This window comes from Exiguobacterium oxidotolerans JCM 12280 (assembly GCF_000702625.1).
Classification (GTDB): domain Bacteria; phylum Bacillota; class Bacilli; order Exiguobacteriales; family Exiguobacteriaceae; genus Exiguobacterium_A; species Exiguobacterium_A oxidotolerans.
On sequence record NZ_JNIS01000001.1, the window covers coordinates 2,653,658 to 2,670,229 of the forward strand.

At 46.1% G+C, this 16,572-nt stretch carries 16 protein-coding genes; 8 read left to right on the forward strand and 8 right to left on the reverse strand.

Annotated features, from left to right (window positions below):
- Positions 1-4: 4 nt before the first annotated feature.
- From P403_RS0113550 to P403_RS0113560, 3 genes are read right to left on the reverse strand one after another with little or no spacing between them, the layout of a single operon-like run.
- Positions 5-1,075: a DUF58 domain-containing protein gene (locus P403_RS0113550; protein WP_029333137.1), complete on the reverse strand. Its 1,071-nt coding sequence runs from the start codon at positions 1,073-1,075 to the stop codon at positions 5-7.
- Between the two features lie 5 nt (positions 1,076-1,080).
- On the reverse strand, positions 1,081-2,004 hold the full coding sequence (locus P403_RS0113555) for an AAA family ATPase (protein WP_029333138.1): 924 nt from the start codon (positions 2,002-2,004) through the stop codon (positions 1,081-1,083).
- A gap of 17 nt (positions 2,005-2,021) precedes the next feature.
- Positions 2,022-2,711, reverse strand: a complete 690-nt coding sequence (locus P403_RS0113560) for a hypothetical protein (protein WP_029333139.1) — start codon at positions 2,709-2,711, stop codon at positions 2,022-2,024.
- A gap of 181 nt (positions 2,712-2,892) precedes the next feature.
- Between P403_RS0113560 and P403_RS0113565 the strand changes: the two genes are divergently transcribed.
- Entirely contained in the window at positions 2,893-3,507 is a 615-nt protein-coding gene (locus P403_RS0113565) for an NAD(P)-dependent oxidoreductase (protein WP_029333140.1), read from the forward strand.
- A 71-nt stretch (positions 3,508-3,578) separates the two neighbouring features.
- Here P403_RS0113565 and amyS read toward each other — a convergent pair whose 3' ends face one another.
- Entirely contained in the window at positions 3,579-5,120 is a 1,542-nt protein-coding gene (gene amyS, locus P403_RS0113570; protein WP_034801267.1) for an alpha-amylase, read from the reverse strand.
- 346 nt (positions 5,121-5,466) lie between these two features.
- Here amyS and P403_RS0113575 point away from each other — a divergent pair, with 346 nt between their 5' ends.
- Entirely contained in the window at positions 5,467-6,288 is an 822-nt protein-coding gene (locus tag P403_RS0113575; protein ID WP_029333142.1) for an endonuclease I family protein, read from the forward strand.
- 300 nt (positions 6,289-6,588) lie between these two features.
- Positions 6,589-7,173 (forward strand): YdcF family protein, encoded by a 585-nt coding sequence (locus P403_RS0113580; RefSeq protein ID WP_029333143.1) that lies wholly within the window; start codon positions 6,589-6,591, stop codon positions 7,171-7,173.
- A 417-nt stretch (positions 7,174-7,590) separates the two neighbouring features.
- Here the strand turns inward: P403_RS0113580 and P403_RS0113585 are convergent, their stop codons facing one another.
- Positions 7,591-8,103, reverse strand: coding sequence for a YtxH domain-containing protein (locus tag P403_RS0113585; protein WP_029333144.1), 513 nt, complete (start codon positions 8,101-8,103; stop codon positions 7,591-7,593).
- 134 nt (positions 8,104-8,237) lie between these two features.
- Complete coding sequence (gene ytzI, locus P403_RS16530) at positions 8,238-8,408, reverse strand: YtzI protein (protein ID WP_152638925.1); 171 nt, start codon at positions 8,406-8,408, stop codon at positions 8,238-8,240.
- A gap of 124 nt (positions 8,409-8,532) precedes the next feature.
- On the opposite strand from ytzI, the gene P403_RS0113595 reads away from it, so the two are divergent.
- Positions 8,533-9,636 carry a PP2C family protein-serine/threonine phosphatase gene (locus tag P403_RS0113595; protein WP_029333145.1) on the forward strand — a complete coding sequence of 368 codons (1,104 nt, stop codon included), beginning with the start codon at positions 8,533-8,535 and terminating at the stop codon, positions 9,634-9,636.
- Between the two features lie 62 nt (positions 9,637-9,698).
- Here the strand turns inward: P403_RS0113595 and P403_RS0113600 are convergent, their stop codons facing one another.
- On the reverse strand, positions 9,699-10,634 hold the full coding sequence (locus tag P403_RS0113600) for a magnesium transporter CorA family protein (protein ID WP_029333146.1): 936 nt from the start codon (positions 10,632-10,634) through the stop codon (positions 9,699-9,701).
- Between the two features lie 121 nt (positions 10,635-10,755).
- Between P403_RS0113600 and P403_RS0113605 the strand changes: the two genes are divergently transcribed.
- Positions 10,756-11,124: an Hpt domain-containing protein gene (locus P403_RS0113605; RefSeq protein WP_029333147.1), complete on the forward strand. Its 369-nt coding sequence runs from the start codon at positions 10,756-10,758 to the stop codon at positions 11,122-11,124.
- Between the two features lie 116 nt (positions 11,125-11,240).
- On the opposite strand, the gene P403_RS0113610 is transcribed toward P403_RS0113605, so the two are convergent.
- Positions 11,241-12,119 carry a chemotaxis protein CheV gene (locus tag P403_RS0113610; RefSeq protein ID WP_029333148.1) on the reverse strand — a complete coding sequence of 293 codons (879 nt, stop codon included), beginning with the start codon at positions 12,117-12,119 and terminating at the stop codon, positions 11,241-11,243.
- Positions 12,120-12,336: 217 nt separating this feature from the next.
- Between P403_RS0113610 and P403_RS0113615 the strand changes: the two genes are divergently transcribed.
- The 3 genes from P403_RS0113615 (at position 12,337) to P403_RS0113625 (ending at position 16,558) form a co-directional block, all read left to right on the forward strand.
- On the forward strand, positions 12,337-13,779 hold the full coding sequence (locus P403_RS0113615; RefSeq protein ID WP_029333149.1) for an NADP-dependent glyceraldehyde-3-phosphate dehydrogenase: 1,443 nt from the start codon (positions 12,337-12,339) through the stop codon (positions 13,777-13,779).
- A 1,049-nt stretch (positions 13,780-14,828) separates the two neighbouring features.
- Positions 14,829-15,803, forward strand: a complete 975-nt coding sequence (locus tag P403_RS0113620) for an MBL fold metallo-hydrolase (RefSeq protein WP_152638926.1) — start codon at positions 14,829-14,831, stop codon at positions 15,801-15,803.
- Complete coding sequence (locus P403_RS0113625) at positions 15,800-16,558, forward strand: SDR family NAD(P)-dependent oxidoreductase (RefSeq protein WP_029333151.1); 759 nt, start codon at positions 15,800-15,802, stop codon at positions 16,556-16,558. Before P403_RS0113620 ends, P403_RS0113625 begins: the two co-directional genes overlap by 4 nt.
- Positions 16,559-16,572 lie beyond the last annotated feature (14 nt).

The following is a 16,572-nucleotide window of genomic DNA, read 5'->3' on the forward strand; positions in this document are numbered from 1 at the left end:
GTGGTTAACCGATTGCTTGAATGCGGTCGTTGCCAACCAGGATCAACTGACTATTAAGATGTTTTCGGCGGACAACATAGCGTTCGAACTGTTTTGTTGCGATATAGGAATCCCGGTCGGATAACGTCGACAGATGGACAAGGACGTGCTTCAAGTGCGGTTGCCCTTCACCTAACGCCAAGTGGGTCATATGGTTCGCTTCGTTGAGACGGTTCAAGAACAATTCAACTTTACAGCCCTCCTTAATCAACTCACTGATTAAGAACGAAGCTTGTTCGATGAAGCGTTCCGATTGATTATGTAAGCCGTATCCACTCGGACCCGACAAATTGAGGGCAATCGTGAACGTGTCCTGATTACTCGTCTCATAGACTTTTGCTTGCAGACGGCCGGTTTTTGCCGTCGCGTACCAGTCGATGTCCTTTGACGGTTCCGTCGTATATGCTTTTGATCCAAGCTGGACCAATTTGTTTTTTAATGGTGAATAGCGGTCCGGACGATCACCAATCCGTAAGCGGTTCAGCAGGAAAGGTGTCGCTTGTGCCGTTAACGAAGGCAGCACCGTGAACTGCGGATAACTATCGAATGAAAATAAGTAAACGCCCATCCGCCAGGGCAGACGAATCGTTAAGATGATTTCGTCGAGTGCCGTCGGACCACGTTTGACGGTCTGGATTGGGATCGTAAACAATTCTTCCGTCAACACCAGTTCGGTATCATACGTGTGGGGATGGAGCGCGTCACTCGTCGTGAAAACAATCCCGTCAGCAGCATGCAGCCGGAGTGAAGCTTTAAGGCCGAGTGAAGAAAAAAGTTCGAGTCCGAAAAGTTGCAGCTGGAGATCCGTTTGTTCTTGGTTGAACATCAATCGTTCATAGTGTTTCCATTCTAACGCGACTTCCCGGCGGAGTTGCCGTTCCGTCCGGTTGACGACGACATGAATCGTCGCGAGTGCGGCAAAAAGAAACCCGAGTCCCGAGACGACGGGGAGGAATAAGAATAAAAATGTCAATATGCAATAGACGGGAAATAATTTTTGTTCGAGCCAAAAGGGGACGGAACGTTCGATTTTCATCCGCGTCACCCAATCTCGACAGGAACTGGAATGGCATCAAGGAGATGGTACAAGACTTGGGCCTTTGTCGTCTTGATGCCCCCTTCAAGTGTCAATGTCAGGCGGTGGGCCAAGACATGTTTTGCAAGGTGTTTGATGTCCTCCGGAATGATGAAGTCGCGTTGATTCAAGAAAGCATAGCTTTGGGACGCGCGAAGCAGGGCAATCGCACCACGTGGACTGACACCGACTTCAACGAGTTCATGATTCCGTGTCGCCTGAACGATATGCAGCAGATAATCGAGCACGTCTTGCGACGCATGGACACGTCGTGCTTCTTCCTGCCATGAAATCAAGTCCCCTCCTGACGCAATCCCGACGGCTGATCGGCGGACGTTCGTCAAAATCTCAGACAGCAAGCGGCGTTCGTTCTCAAAATCCGGATAACCGACTTCGATCGCGACCATGAACCGGTCGAGTTGGGCGTCCGGTAGTGGGAACGTTCCTGCCGATTCAATCGGGTTTTGTGTCGCGATGACAAAGAATGGGGCTGGCATCTGATAGGTCGTTCCACCGATCGAGACTTGACGTTCTTCCATCGCTTCGAGCAATGCCGATTGTGTCCGCGGGACGGCGCGGTTGATCTCATCGATCAAGACGACGTTTGCAAACAACGGTCCACGCTTATTCTCGAACTCCTGCGTCTTTAAGTTGAAGAAGTCTGAACCGATGACATCGGACGGAAGCAAATCCGCCGTGAACTGAATCCGCGAGAAGGCACTTTCAAAGCTCTGAGCGAGCGCTTTGGCGAGCATCGTTTTCCCTGTTCCCGGTACATCTTCTAGTAAAATATGTCCTTCTGCGATGAGTGCCGTCAGACAGAGATCAATGACGTCCGGTTTACCGAGATAGATGGAATTGAGTTGGTCTTTTAATTGTTGTAGTTTCATAGGAAATCCCTCCAAGGTCAAATGGTTGAGTAGCGTGCTAATTGTTGTTCGAAACGTAGAATTTCATCGTTCGTGACGATTGTTTCCGACATATCACCGTAGCGAATATTCCGATATAACTGAAAATCGACAGGGACCTCAATCCGACGTAACCAGTCTTCAAGCGTTTCGTTCGGACGACGTTGCTGACTGCGTGGTAAATGTTGCTCAAAACGAATGACCAGATCACGGACACGTGAAGACGAATACGATGAATACAGATAAGGCGATTTTCTTAAAGAAGCAGGACGAAAGATTGACTGAGCGAATGGAACATCATCCGTTACGTCTCCTGTAGGAATGCGCCGTTTTTTCACGCGACGCGACTGAACGAGTTTCCAGACCATGAAACTAAATAAGCTGATTAAAATGACATATTGTAGATAAGAAAAGGGGGAGTCAGAGGCATCCGCTTTAAGGGATTTCCAGAGCTCTTTTGGACCAGGTCGTGGATCGATCGGTTCAAAAGGCATCTTGCCTTTTGTGTTAGTAGGTGAGTGACCGTTTTTAAAACTAATTTCGCCGTTCGCTTCAGTTTCTGCAATCGAAGGCTTTTTAAAAGGATCCGGCATGATGTAATGCGTGTAAATATACGTCGCGGTATTTTGAAACAAGAACAGACCAATCAAAATGACACCAAGCGACATGATAAAGCGTTGTCGTAACACAAGCGATCCTCCTTCCTGTTTTTAAGGAAAAAATATCCATATGTACTTAGGAAGATTTTAGCATACACGCTTAACAAATAAAAACAATTTTCTGAAAATAAGGGTGGGGGAAGACGATTCATTTTCAAGCGGTAAGGGTATCATTCAAACAGTGGATCTTGAAAGGGAAAGGATGTTATGCATGAAATTGATTATTTTTGGGGCAACCGGTCAAACCGGACAAGAACTCGTCAAACAGGCGATTGCGCATGACCATGAGGTGACGGCGTTCGTCCGTAATCCGGATAAGTTGGAACTGAAAGATGAACGACTTCATGTCGTTACGGGGGACGTCTTGAATCAAGAGGATGTCAATGCGGCGCTTGTCGGACAAGATGCTGTTTTGACGGCGTTAGGGACAGAAAGCCTTGCCTACAGCGGATTTTTAGAACGAAGTCTCGTCCGGATCGTCAATGCGATGAAAGTCAGTGGTGTGACGCGGATTGGTTACGTCGCATCAGCAGGTGTTGATAAAGAATTACCAGGTGCACAAGGATTACTCGCACAGCAAATCTTAAAGAATCCATTACGTGATCACCGGCAAGCGATTGACTTGTTGAAACAGGCAGACGTCGACTATACGGTCGCACGACCACTCCGTTTGATGAATGGTCCGCTAACCGGGATGTACCGCCAAACAGCTGACGGTGTACCCGACCAAGCGAAACAAATCAATCGGGCCGATGTCGCCCATTTCCTGCTTGAAGCGATTGAACAGGAAGAATCGATTCGCGAAAGTGTCGGTCTCGCCGAATGAAAAGAAGCCCCCATCCACGATCCTTCCTGAAAAGGAAGCAGTACCGGATGGGGGCTTTTAAATGCGACGAATTATTGTTGGCGGTAAATCGAGACAGAACCACCATTGACGAAAAATTGACCATACCCGTCGGCATTAATCGTGACGGAAGCCGAATTATTGCCGGTGATGTCTGTCCAGACTTCGCCTTTATTTTGCGTACCGACATACATCCACTTGCTACCACCAGGACCGTCAGATAGGATTGTCGCAAGCCCTGATTTTGAGCGGTCACTGACGCCTTCCCGTGTCCAACCGATGACATCCGGATTATCGAGGTAATCGTTTTGCTTACCGAATGCATAGTCTTTCCGTGCTTTTAGAATCGGATCGATTTTTGACGCGAGGGCAGGGATTTCGCGGTTCGAGGAACCCTTCGTGCCGTAGTAGTCCCCGTAAAAGACGGATGGATACCCTTGTTCTCGCGTCAAAATCATCGCGTAAGCAAGGGGCTTGAACCAGGATTGAACGGTCGATTCGAGCGATTGACCAGGTTGAGAATCATGGTTTTCAACGAGTGTGACGGCAAGCGTCGGGTTATCTTGGACGAGTGTACCGTTAAAAATTGTGCGCATGTCATAAAAGCCGCCGCCTTTACTCGCTTGTTCGAATTTGTAATGAAGTGGAGCGTCAAAAACGGATTGTTTATAGTTCGTCTGACTTAAATAGTTTTTAAGGGTCCCGAGATCGTTCTGCCAGTATTCGGCGACTGTGAATAGTTCCTTACCCGTCGTCTGACGAACGTTCGTCAACCAATCTGCGAGATACGTATGTTTGATGTGTTTGACGGCATCAAGACGGAATCCGTCGAGCCCGAGTTCATTGACGTACCATTTCCCCCAGTTCTTCATTTCCTGTTGCACTTCCGGGTGATCGAAATCAATGTCTGCATACATCAAGTAATCATAGTTTCCATTTTCAGAAGACACATTCGAGTCCCACGACTTACCTGTTCCACGGAATTTATAGATGGCACTTTTTGAGCGGGATTGATCCCAATCCGTTCCGTCGAAGTGATACCATTTCCATTTGAAGTTTGAATAGGCGTTGCTCCGTGCCGCGAAGTTGAACCCGGTCCAGGCCTGGATTTGATAGTCGCCAGAGACTTCTTGATTACGGTTACCCGGATTGACTTCGACGGCTGTGACGGATTCCGTAAAGTCAGCACCACCCTTGTGGTTCATGACGACATCACCATACACATCGATTCCAGCCGTGTGCAATTGCCCGATGGCGGACTTCAATTGCGTTTTCGTGCCGTACTTCGTCCGGACTGTTCCTTTTTGATTAAACTCACCGAGGTCATATAGATCGTAGGCACCGTAGCCGACATCATTTTGGGTCGTTCCTTTGTAGGCAGGAGGAATCCAAACAGATGTAATTCCGAGTTGATCAAGCTTAGAAGCGTCGTTTCCTAGACGGTTCCAGTGGTTCCCGTCGTTTGGTAAATACCATTCAAAGTATTGCATCATCGTCCCGTTGTCTGCTGTTGCTCCTACTGCAATCGGTTGCGCAAGTGGCGCTAAAAACGTCACGCTGGCAAGAGATGCGACAATCAAGCTTTTATGTTTCATCAAAAAGCCTCCTCTATCCATTTATGAAAACGCTTGCATTAATTATTATAGCAAGTTAAAACATGGGGGATATCATCCTCAAACCTTATTTATGTATCCTTTAAAATCATGACTTTTGCCTCTAGAATAGTTCGTCTGAATAATAATTCATCGTTTATTGATTCATGTTTCATCAAAAAACAGGACCTTCTAACCGTTGAACATTCATGCTAACTCTGATTTCTAGAATCCTCTAAAAAGAAGAGGTCTTTCGTCCATCTTCCGTAAGAAAGACAAGTGGTGTGAAAATGAGAGTGTAATACGGTTTGACATTGCATGTCCATACTTAACCTGAGGGGGAAAAAGCATGAACTGGAAGTCGAAAATCAGTGGGGCACTTGTTGCGACACTCGCGTTAGGATCACTGGCCTTTACGCCGGTCATCGCAAAAACGGATTCAACGAAGATAGTAGCGGGACCACAAGCGGTCACGTCACAATCAACAATCGATGCCTATTATCAGCCGGCAGCGGGGAAAACGGGTGCGGCATTAAAAGCATCACTGCATGACATCATCGATAATCATACGGAAGTCTCGTATGACACGGTTTGGACGGCATTAAAAGAAACCGATCAAGATCCAAGTAATGTGAACAACGTCATCGAACTGTACACGGGGAAGTCCATTTCAAAAAATAGCAACGGTGGGAACGTCGGTCAATGGAACCGAGAGCATGTTTGGGCAAAATCGCATGGGGACTTCGGAACGAGCATGGGACCAGGGACAGACTTGCATCACTTACGTCCGTCAGACGTCGTCGTCAATAGTGCTCGAGGGAACCTTGATTTTGACAATGGCGGAACGAAATATAGCGGATGCGATTGTAACCGAGATGGTGATTCATGGGAACCACCGACTCGCGTCAAAGGTGATATCGCGCGGATGATTTTCTATATGGCGGTTCGTTATGAAGGTGGCGGCGAAATCGACTTAGAGACGTCAGAAAACGTCAACAATGGTTCAAACCCACTTCACGGAAAGTTATCGACGTTAAAAGCGTGGAACAAACTTGACCCAGTCGATGCATTCGAAAAGAAACGCAATGACATCATTTTTGAAAAATGGCAAAAAAACCGCAATCCATTCATTGATCATCCAGAATATGCGACAGCAATTTGGGGAAATTAATCTAGCAAAAGGGGGCTGACTCAGAAGTCAGACCAACATCAATCTGTGTGACGGACGTTTCCGTCCTCCATTAATCAAATGACCGATGCTCCCGCGATTCACGGGAACATCGGTCATTTCTATGCACATTCTCATGGCTCAGGATAGTTTAGTGTATGCATGAAAAGTCCGGATTCCTTTTAATCGGGAGACATCCCCATGTTTGAGTCACCCCTGTTTTTTGATTGAAACTTTCCCTAGGGAAACATCGTAGAAACGGATGTAATCGAAAATAGCAGGTTGAAAGGAATCATATGACTCATGGAACGGATCAAACAAGTTTTGAAAAGATATCGGATAGCAATAGCCGGAATCTTAGGTGGACTCGTCATTTTCTGGTTTAGTATCGGTTTATTTGTTGCAGAAGGGAAACGTCCCGCGGCGAACGGGAAACACTCGTTTGTCATCGTCCTCGGTGCAGGTGTCAGAGGGGAAACACCGTCACTGATATTGAAAAACCGGATTCAGGCTGCAGTTGCATACGGAAAAAAATATCCGGAAACGACTTTTATCTTGAGCGGTGGGCAGGGGAAGGGTGAAGCGATTTCAGAAGCAGAAGCGATGCGCCGTGGCATGATTGACGAAGGAATCTCTGAAAAACGTCTTGTGCTCGAAGACAAATCGACATCGACCACTGAAAATTTACGTTTTTCAAAGGCGTTATTACCAAAAGGTGAAAATCACGTTTCAATCGTGACGTCAGATTTTCATTTGTATCGTGCGCGTACCGAAGCGAAGAAAGTAGGATTGAATAGTGATGCGATTCCTGCAGAAACACCGTTATCTGGTGTATTGCGATATGGTATGCGTGAACGTGTCGCAATCATCGTGAAGTTTTTTGAATGATGGATTCGGCGTGTAGACAAACTATTAAAAAGCGTAAACATGCGGTATTGAGATACAATCCGTTCGCGCTTCCCTGTCACGCCGCTACAGCAAAGCTGCAGGGTCGCGACCGATTGCTTTTCGTTTTAAAAGCGATTCGAGACGAATCGCGCTCTAAACCGTCTCTATGCCCGGCTTTCCGTTACGGTATTACTTAAAAAGCGTCATGTTTCGTTGACTCCTACGGGAAAAAGTGCGTTTTTAACGCACTTTCAGAGGCAGGCAAGACCCTGCTCGTTGGCCGCTAGGATCCAAGAAGCAACGGCTTGCGCCTCGCCCGAGGAAAGCAACGAAAAAAGATGCTTTATCTCCCGATAGCACTTTGTCTACAGTCAAAAACCACCATGCCACAAGCATGATGGTTTTTGATAAAACGGTTTATTTATTTTGCTGTGAATTGTCTGATTGATTGTTTTGTGGGGCTTCTTCTTTTCCGAGCGCCACGTCTTTTGCTTCGACCACTTTCTCACTGATTGAAGACAGGTCACCTTTAGCTTCCGTTGCTGTATCTTTTACAGAAGAAGCATCCGATTTAACGGTATCGAGTTCATTGTTGACTTTGTCATAGACGTTTTGAACGTCACCAGCGACTTCTTGAATGATTCCTGAAGCGCTTTTTACTTGTTCGATGACTTGTGAAGCTTTTCCTGACGGATCTTCTTTAATAGTAGATGCTAATGATGAAACGGAATCTTTTGCGCCGCTAAGTCCTTGTTTTGTGTTTTGTCGATTCGTTGAGCTCAGCATTGTAAGCAATCCGCCAACGACAGCTCCTAGCAACATCCCCGTAAGTAAATTGATACGACGACCTGACGAAGCTTCTTGATCGAATTGACGATTTGGATGTTCTTGTTGAGCAGCATGTGGATCATTTTGTAGATTAGGTTCCATGAATAGACACTCCCTTAAGATAATAGTTGACCATGATAGATATGTACCCTCGTCATAAAAAAGGAAAACATGCACTTTTCATGCAACAAAAAAAGACCACCGATGTTAAAATGGTCTCAGACGGTCAAAGTTGTTTAGTTTTGCTTCTCTTCATCCTGCTTTTCAGTCAGTTTACGGTTGATTTCATCGTAGTCAATTTCGATATCGTCTTGATTGCCTTTATATCCGTAGCCTTTTGAAATGACAATGATTGAAGCGACTAAGACAAACACGATGATTAGAATGGAAACAACATAGAGCCACATGATCCATTCCTCCTTTCATTCTTCTCTTTTAGTATGACGGAAAACTGTCCGTTCGTCTAAACGAAAGTGGTGATGATGTGATAAACTATGTTCAGATTAACATGTTTAGGAACGAGGTGACGGTATGAGTATATTAGTCGTAGATGACGAATTTACGAATTTAATGATTTTGGAGCGTCTGCTTGAAAATGAAGGATACGATGTCGTAAAAGCGATGAGTGGGGAAGAAGCGATCGAATTGATGGAGGACCCAGCCTTTATCGACAACTTAGATGTCGTATTACTTGATGTAGAGATGCCCGGCATTAGTGGGATTGATACAACACGGTTGATTCGAAAACGATTTGGTTTAGATGAATTGCCAATCGTCATCGTGTCTGGTCGTTCCAATGAAGAGGACATCGCGGATGGACTGGATGCGGGAGCATCAGACTATACGACAAAACCAATTCGAAAAACGGAACTGCTTGCCCGTGTTCGAAATGCGATGTCATTAAAACAAGCGATTGATGCACGGAAACGGTATGAAAAAGTCTTACAAGAAGATTTTGATCTTGCTCAAAAGCTTCAGCAAAGTGTGTTGAGTGCAAATATCGAAGATGAAGACATTCGAATCATGGCAACCTATATTCTTTCTAAAAAACTAGCCGGAGATATGTACGCCTGGTACCGCATCTCGCAAAATAAATATGGCATCATTTTGTTTGATGTCATGGGGCATGGTGTCTCGTCAGCGTTGATTACGATGGGAATGAGCTCGATCTTGTTTGAACTCGTGCATCGCATCGGTGATCCAGCAAAAGTACTTGAAGAACTGAACCGGCAGATGAGCCGCCTTTTCCCAGGGGATGAAACGGAAATTTATTTTACTGCCGTTTATTTGTACATCGACTTGGATGAGATGAAACTTAGTTATGCGAATGCGGGACACCCACCTGGTTTGTTACGGATGGGGGATCAAATCATCGCCCTCGAGAACACAGGATTGCCAGTCGGGATGTTTGAGGACTCACAGTATACGAGTCGGACGATCGACTTGACGTCTCCTGGATGTATCTACCTCTATACGGATGGTTTCATGGAGCTGTATAGCAAAGGGATTGACGAAGGGATTAGTGCGATCCGTCAGTTGATCGAACAGCAAGGACCGAACATTCACCACTTGATTCAACCCGATCAAAGTGATGAGGCCGATGATTTATGTCTCGTCACGGTCGAAATCAATTAAAAAAGCCACTCGCTCTTTTACATGCTACGTCTTCAGCATGTAAAAGCGAGTGGTTTTTTATGCTAGAAAAAGCGTCTCCGCCACAGGATAAAGGCAGCAAGTCCGGAGAAGAAAATCATCATCCCAAAGACAATCCAAAAGCCGATGACTTCACCTTCCCACGGCACATGGACGTTCATCCCGAACATCCCGGAAATCATTGTCGGGATTGAAATGACAATCGTTATTGAGGCTAAAAACTTCATGACGAAGTTGACATTGTTCGAGATGACGGAACCAAACGTATCCATCGTCGAACTGATGATATCCTTATAGATTTGTGCCATCTCCATCGCCTGGCGGTGCTCGACGAAAACATCTTCTAGTAAATCTTCATCGTCTTCATGTTTCTCGAGACTCGGTGTTTTAATGATGCGATCAAGAACACCATCGTTTGATTTAAGTGACGTCATGAAATAGACGAGGGATTTTTGTAAGTTCATCAGTTGAAAAATTTCTTGATTTCGCATCGAACGTTGAAGTTCATCTTCGAGTTCGTCCATTCGGCGATCGATTTGACGAAGGAAACGAAGGTAAGAAGAGCTGACTTTATAAAGAATTTGAAATACAAAGCGTGAACGATAATTCGTTCGGAATGTCCGTAATTTACCGTTCGAGAACAAAGTCAACACGTCGAGTTGTTGTGAACAGACGGTGATGAAATGCCTCGACGTCACGATGATACCGAGCGGAATCGTGTTGTAGCGTCGTCCCGATGACTCTTCTTCGATGTACGGAACATCGACAATCATCAAGAGTCCTTCATCATCTTTTTCAAAACGAGGTTTTTCTTCAACGTCCAGTGGGTCATAGATAAAATCCTCAGGAATTTTTGTGGCAGCAATGACTTGGTCGGCTTCGTCTTTTGTCGGATTGACAAGATGAATCCAAGAACCTTTCGTGAATTCTTGAATTTCGTTGACTGCCCCCGTCACATCACTTCGATAAATCGTCAACATATGTCTATCCCTCCTGCTCTTCACTTGCTTATTATAGGGACAGAAGATAGGACGTGTAAATGATTCTCAGATTTTTTTTTACGACATTTAATGCTAAAATAAAATCAGAGGGGGGAACTAGATGCCTTTTTTTAATCAAAAGAAGTTAGAGGAATTACGCTCAATCGCCGGTGGGGACCACGTATTTTTACAAAAAATTGGTGAAACATACATTGCGCAGTTTGATCGCAAATTCCCTGAACTAAAACAAGCGTTCGATGACAATGATCCAGAACAGACAGAAAAAATCGCACACTTACTTAAAGGTGCCTCCTATTCGGTCGCGGCGGACGATTTGGCAGATGCGTTTGAACAACTTGAAAAAGAAGCAGAAAACGGGTCGCTTGAGAATGCCGAGCAAGTTTTAAAAAATATTGATCAATCTATGACGGAGTTCCGAAAAATCTGGTTGGATGCTTTTATTGGGAAGAATCCGGACGCGATTCAGTAGGCTAGATATAATTTTTTAAAACGACGTTCACGATTTCGTTCGTGGACGTCTTTTTGTTGATTAAAAAAGTCGACATTCACAGGAAAGTGAACGCCGACTTAAAAGTCAGTCATATTTTACAAGACGTATGCATCAACCGTTTCGATCAAGCGACCGATTTCTGGTTTTGTAATTTGTGCGTTGACCCCAACAGATTCACCTTTATGGCGAAGATCATCTGAAATTAAGGAAGAGAAGACGATGATTGGCAGTTCTGCATACCGGTCGTCTTCACGAAGGCGTTTCGATAAATGAAGTCCATCCATTTTCGGCATCTCAATATCTGTGATCAACAAGTCACAATCGCTACCTGCTTCGAAGGCGTCAAACGCATCTTTTCCGTTGATGAACCATTTTAAGCCGTGATATCCCGCTTCTTCAAGCGTCTCGATGATGAGTGTCCGGAGCATTTCTGAATCTTCGGCAATCCAAATCGTTTTGTTCGACCGGTCACGCGGTTGGACGCGACGTCCTTCTTCACGTGCGAAGATGTCTTTACGAGACAATTCGAGTGCGATTTTTTCATAATCGAGTAAGATGATCATCTTATCGCCTGTCTTGACGACGCCGTTCGTCAATCCTTCGATTCCACGTGCGAGTTCGTTCGGTGTATCGATTTGTTCCCACGAGATACGTCTGATTTCCGTGACAGAATCGACGCGAAGGACACTTTTCTCGCCATTGAACTCACAGATGATTAACCGATCTTCCGTCGCTTCGTCATGCGCTACACCGATGACAGTCGGTAAATCGATGACCGTCATGACTTCACCGCGTAGTTCGATTAATCCTTTGACGGCGTCTGGTGTTCCTGGAAGTGGTGTCATCGGTAACGGAACGATGATTTCACGCACTTTCATGACGTTAATCCCAAAGGTATAAGGACCACAATGGAAAATGACGATTTCTAATTCATTCGTACCCGCTTCTAACAAAATATCGTGTTGATTGTACACGTGATTTATCCCCTTTCGTTCCTGCACATTCACTTCTGCCTAGTTATCGGCACAATTCGTAAAACATTCCATATCAAATTCAATAAAAAAACTATTGTAATCGCTTTCATAATATGTTAAGCAAAAAGTTTGGCATTTGTCTGACCAATTGTTTACAATAGCTATGCAGCCACACACTGAAGTGACAGAGAGAAAAAACATATGGAGGTAGAGTGGAATGAATACAACAAAAACAACGTATACATTTTTATTGGATGGACAATGGTATGAGAGTGAATCAAAAGAGACGATTGAAATCTCTTCACCATATAAGGAAGACCTCGTTGGTCGTGTGCAAGCGATGACGAAACCAGAAGTCGACCGTGCGATTGCTTCAGCAAAAACAGCACAAGCGACTTGGGCGAAACAACCAGCAAACAAACGGGCGGAGTTATTGCACGCCTGGGCAACTGAACTTGAGAAGCGTGCGGACGAAATCGGCGAAGTCATCATGCGTGAAGTAGGTAAGGGCCGTGCAGATGGCGTCAAAGAAGTCAAACGGACAGCGGAGATCATTCGCTATACAGCGGAAGAAGGTCTTCGTTTTGACGGTCAAATGATGCAAGGCGATTCATTCCCAGGCGGAAGTGCGAAAAAACTCGCAGTCATCAAAAAAGCGCCACTCGGCGTCGTTCTTGCGATTTCACCCTTCAACTATCCGGTCAACTTAGCGGCAGCAAAACTTGCACCGGCGTTGATGACAGGAAACGCGGTTGTCTTCAAACCGGCAACACAAGGCTCAATCAGTGGAATCTTGATGATTGAAGCGCTCGTCGCAGCAGGTCTTCCGTCAGGTCTCGTCAACGTCGTGACGGGTCGCGGATCAGTCATCGGTGACTATTTAACAGCACATCCAGGAATCGATATGATTACCTTCACGGGTGGTACAGGGACGGGACGTCACTTGTCGCGTCAATCAGCGATGATTCCACTTGTACTTGAACTCGGTGGAAAAGACCCGGCACTCGTCTTAGAAGACGCGGACCTTTCATTGGCAGCGGATCACATCATCAGCGGGGCGTTCTCTTATTCTGGACAACGTTGCACAGCGATTAAACGTGTATTCGTCTTAAATCATCAAGCGGATGCGCTCGTTGACGAATTAACAACACGGATCGCGAAGTTAACGGTCGGTTCACCTGAAGACGACAGTGTCGTCGTTCCATTGATTGATACAAAATCAGCGGATTACGTGGAGGGCTTGATTACGGATGCGAAAGATCAAGGTGCAACAATCGTCACTGGTGGAAACCGGACGAACAACTTGATTGAACCAACATTAATCGACAATGTGACACGTGACATGCGTGTTGCTTGGGAAGAACCGTTCGGACCCGTCTTACCAATCATTCGTGTCAGCTCAGTCGAAGAGATGATTGCGTACTCGAACGAATCGGAATACGGTCTTCAAGCAAGTGTCTTCACGGAAAACATTGATTCAGCTTTCGCTGTAGCGGATGCCCTTGAGACAGGTTCTGTTCAAATTAACGGTCGGACGGAACGTGGCCCAGACCACTTCCCATTCATCGGCGTTAAATCATCTGGACTTGGTGTTCAAGGTGTCGGACGAAGCCTTGCTTCGATGACGCGTGATAAACTGACTGTCCTTAACTTAAAATAAGCTTTGCAATAAACGAGCGACCTTTCATTCTGCGAAAGGTCGCTTTAGCGTGTAGATAAACTCTTATGAAGCGTGAACAGGCGATATCGAGAAGCAATCCGTTCGCGCTTTCCTGTCTCGCCTCGTCTTCAAAGCGGCAATCTTCCGCGCCGCTACAGCAAAGCTGCAGGGTCGCGACCGATTGCTTTTCGCGGTTCTAAGCGATTCGAGACGAATTGCGCCCTAAACCGTCTGCCTGCCCGGCTTTCCCTTACGGTATTATCTAAAAAGCGTCGCGTTTCGTTGACTCCTGCGGGAAAAAGTGCGTTTTAACGCACGCAGCGTGTAGACGAACTCTTATGAAGCGTGAACATGCGATATCGAGAGACAATCCGTTCGCGCTTCCCTGTCTCGCCTCGTCTTCAAAGCGGCAATCTTCCGCGCCGCTACAGCAAAGCTGCAGGGTCGCGACCGATTGCTTTTCGCTTTAAAAGCGATTCGAGACGAATTGCGCCCTAAACCGTCTGCCTGCCCGGCTTTCCCTCACGGTATTATCTAAAAAGCGTCGCGTTTCGTTGACTCCTACGGGAAAAAGTGCGTTTTAACGCACTTTCAGAGGCAGGCAAGACCCTGCTCATTGTCCGTTAGGATCAAGGAGCAACGGCTTGCGCCTCGCCCGAGGAAAGCAACGAAAAAAGACGCTTGATTTCCCGATGGCACTTTGTCTACATCCTAAGGAAAGCAATGAAAAAAGACGCTTGATTTCCCGATGGCACTTTGTCTACATCCTAAGGAAAGCAACGAAAAAAGACGTTTGATTTCCCGATGGCACTTTGTCTACATCCCGAGGAAAGCAACGAAAAAAGACGCTTGATCTCCCGATGACACTTTGTCTACAGCCTGAAGCGACCTTTCATTCTGCGAAAGGTCGCTTTTTTTTGCATCCAATTCCAGACGGTTTACGTATGCTTTAGTGAAGGGATGCAAGAGAGTGGCAGACAAAGTTTGCGGCTCAGGTTCATTTTTCTCTATAATGAAGGAAACTAGTGAGAGAAATGAGGGGATTCCAAGTGAACAGCAAAGATGAAATCTTCACGCTACCGATCCCAACGCCGTTTCCAGTCGGTGATATCAATTGTTACGTCCTAAAAACGGAGACTGAACATATTTTAATTGATTGTGGACCCGATACGGCAGAAGCTTGGCAAGCCATGCAAGAGGGCCTACAGAAAATCGGCTTGTCTGTCGAAGAACTCGACAAAGTAATCGTGACGCATCACCATGCCGATCATGCCGGAATGGCTTATCGTTTTTCTGAAAAAGGAATTGCGATTTACGGGCACGCACGACTGCGTCCCTATTTAGAACAAGATACGGACTTCTTAAATAGTGGCGATGCCTTTTTGCAACGCTTAGCGATGTCGTTCGGGGTGCCGAAAGAAATACGAGCGTTACTACCGAGCTATCTGTCAGCTCTGAAATGGCTCGGAAAAGGACAACTTGATCACGTTCTAAAAGAAGGCGATTCCATTACGGCGGCAGGTACATACCGCGTGATTGAGTTACCGGGACACGCAAGTGACCAGATCGGGATTCTCGGTCAAGACGGGACATTATTCGCAGCCGACCATTTACTGGCACGGATTGAGCCGAATCCATTACTCGAACAGCCGCAAGCAGGGGATGATTCAGACATAAAACGGCCCGTCCTTGCTTACATGCGCTCGCTCGAAAAACTCCAAGGCGAACGGATCACGATTGCCTACACCGGGCACGGGGAACCGATTCATGACGTGTCAACATTGATTGAAGAACGCTTGCTCCAACGAAAAGCCCGCGGTGAGCAACTTCTGAAACATCTGACAGGAGAGCAGACGTTATTTGATTTAGCCCAGTTGACATACGGCAATCGTTTGAAAAAATCATTCCCGCTCGTCATGAGCGAGATGAAAGCGCGACTCGATCATTTAGTCGCAAGTGGTCAAATCACAGTCGAAAAACGAGACGCGGTTCTTTATTATTCGAAGGCGGGAGTTAGCGGATGAATCTAATGAATAAAACGGTGGTCTTGACGGGAGCATCAAGCGGTCTCGGTGAAGCGTTAGCGCGCGTCTTGAACCGGCAAGGGGCGAATTTGATTTTGATTGCCCGCCGTGCCGATCGACTCGAACAATTAGCCGGGGAGCTGAATGCTCGCTATATCGTCTATGACTTAGAACATTCACCGGAGCGTCTCGCAGAACGAATCCAGGTCGACTATGGCATGATTGATGTATTGATTAATAATGCTGGATTCGGAGAATTCAGTTTCTTGCACGATACCTCGATCGAAACGATTGAATCGATGCACCGGATCAATGTCTTGACGCCCGTCCGGTTGACGAAAGCGTGTCTATCTTTACTCCGTCCGAATGGAATGATTGTCAATGTCGCGAGTCAGGCAGGAAAGCTGCCGACTCCGAAATCGACCATCTACTGCATGACAAAAGCAAGCCTGCTTCAGTTCTCGAATGCATTGCGGCTTGAATTACGACCAAAAGGCATCCATGTGATGACGGTTAATCCAGGACCGATCGCGACGGAATTTTTCATACGCGCTGACCTCAGTCGTAAGTATGAAAAAAATGTCGCCTCGATACTACTGTCGAAAGAGTCGCTCGCAAAGACGGTAGTCCGAGCGATCGAACGTCAAAAACGAGAGGTCAATGCACCGTGGTGGATGGAACTTTCAGCGAAAGTTTATGCCGTTTGTCCCCGATTGATTGAAGGGCTCGGTAAATCAGGATTTGATAAAAAATGATAGGGTGGGGATGG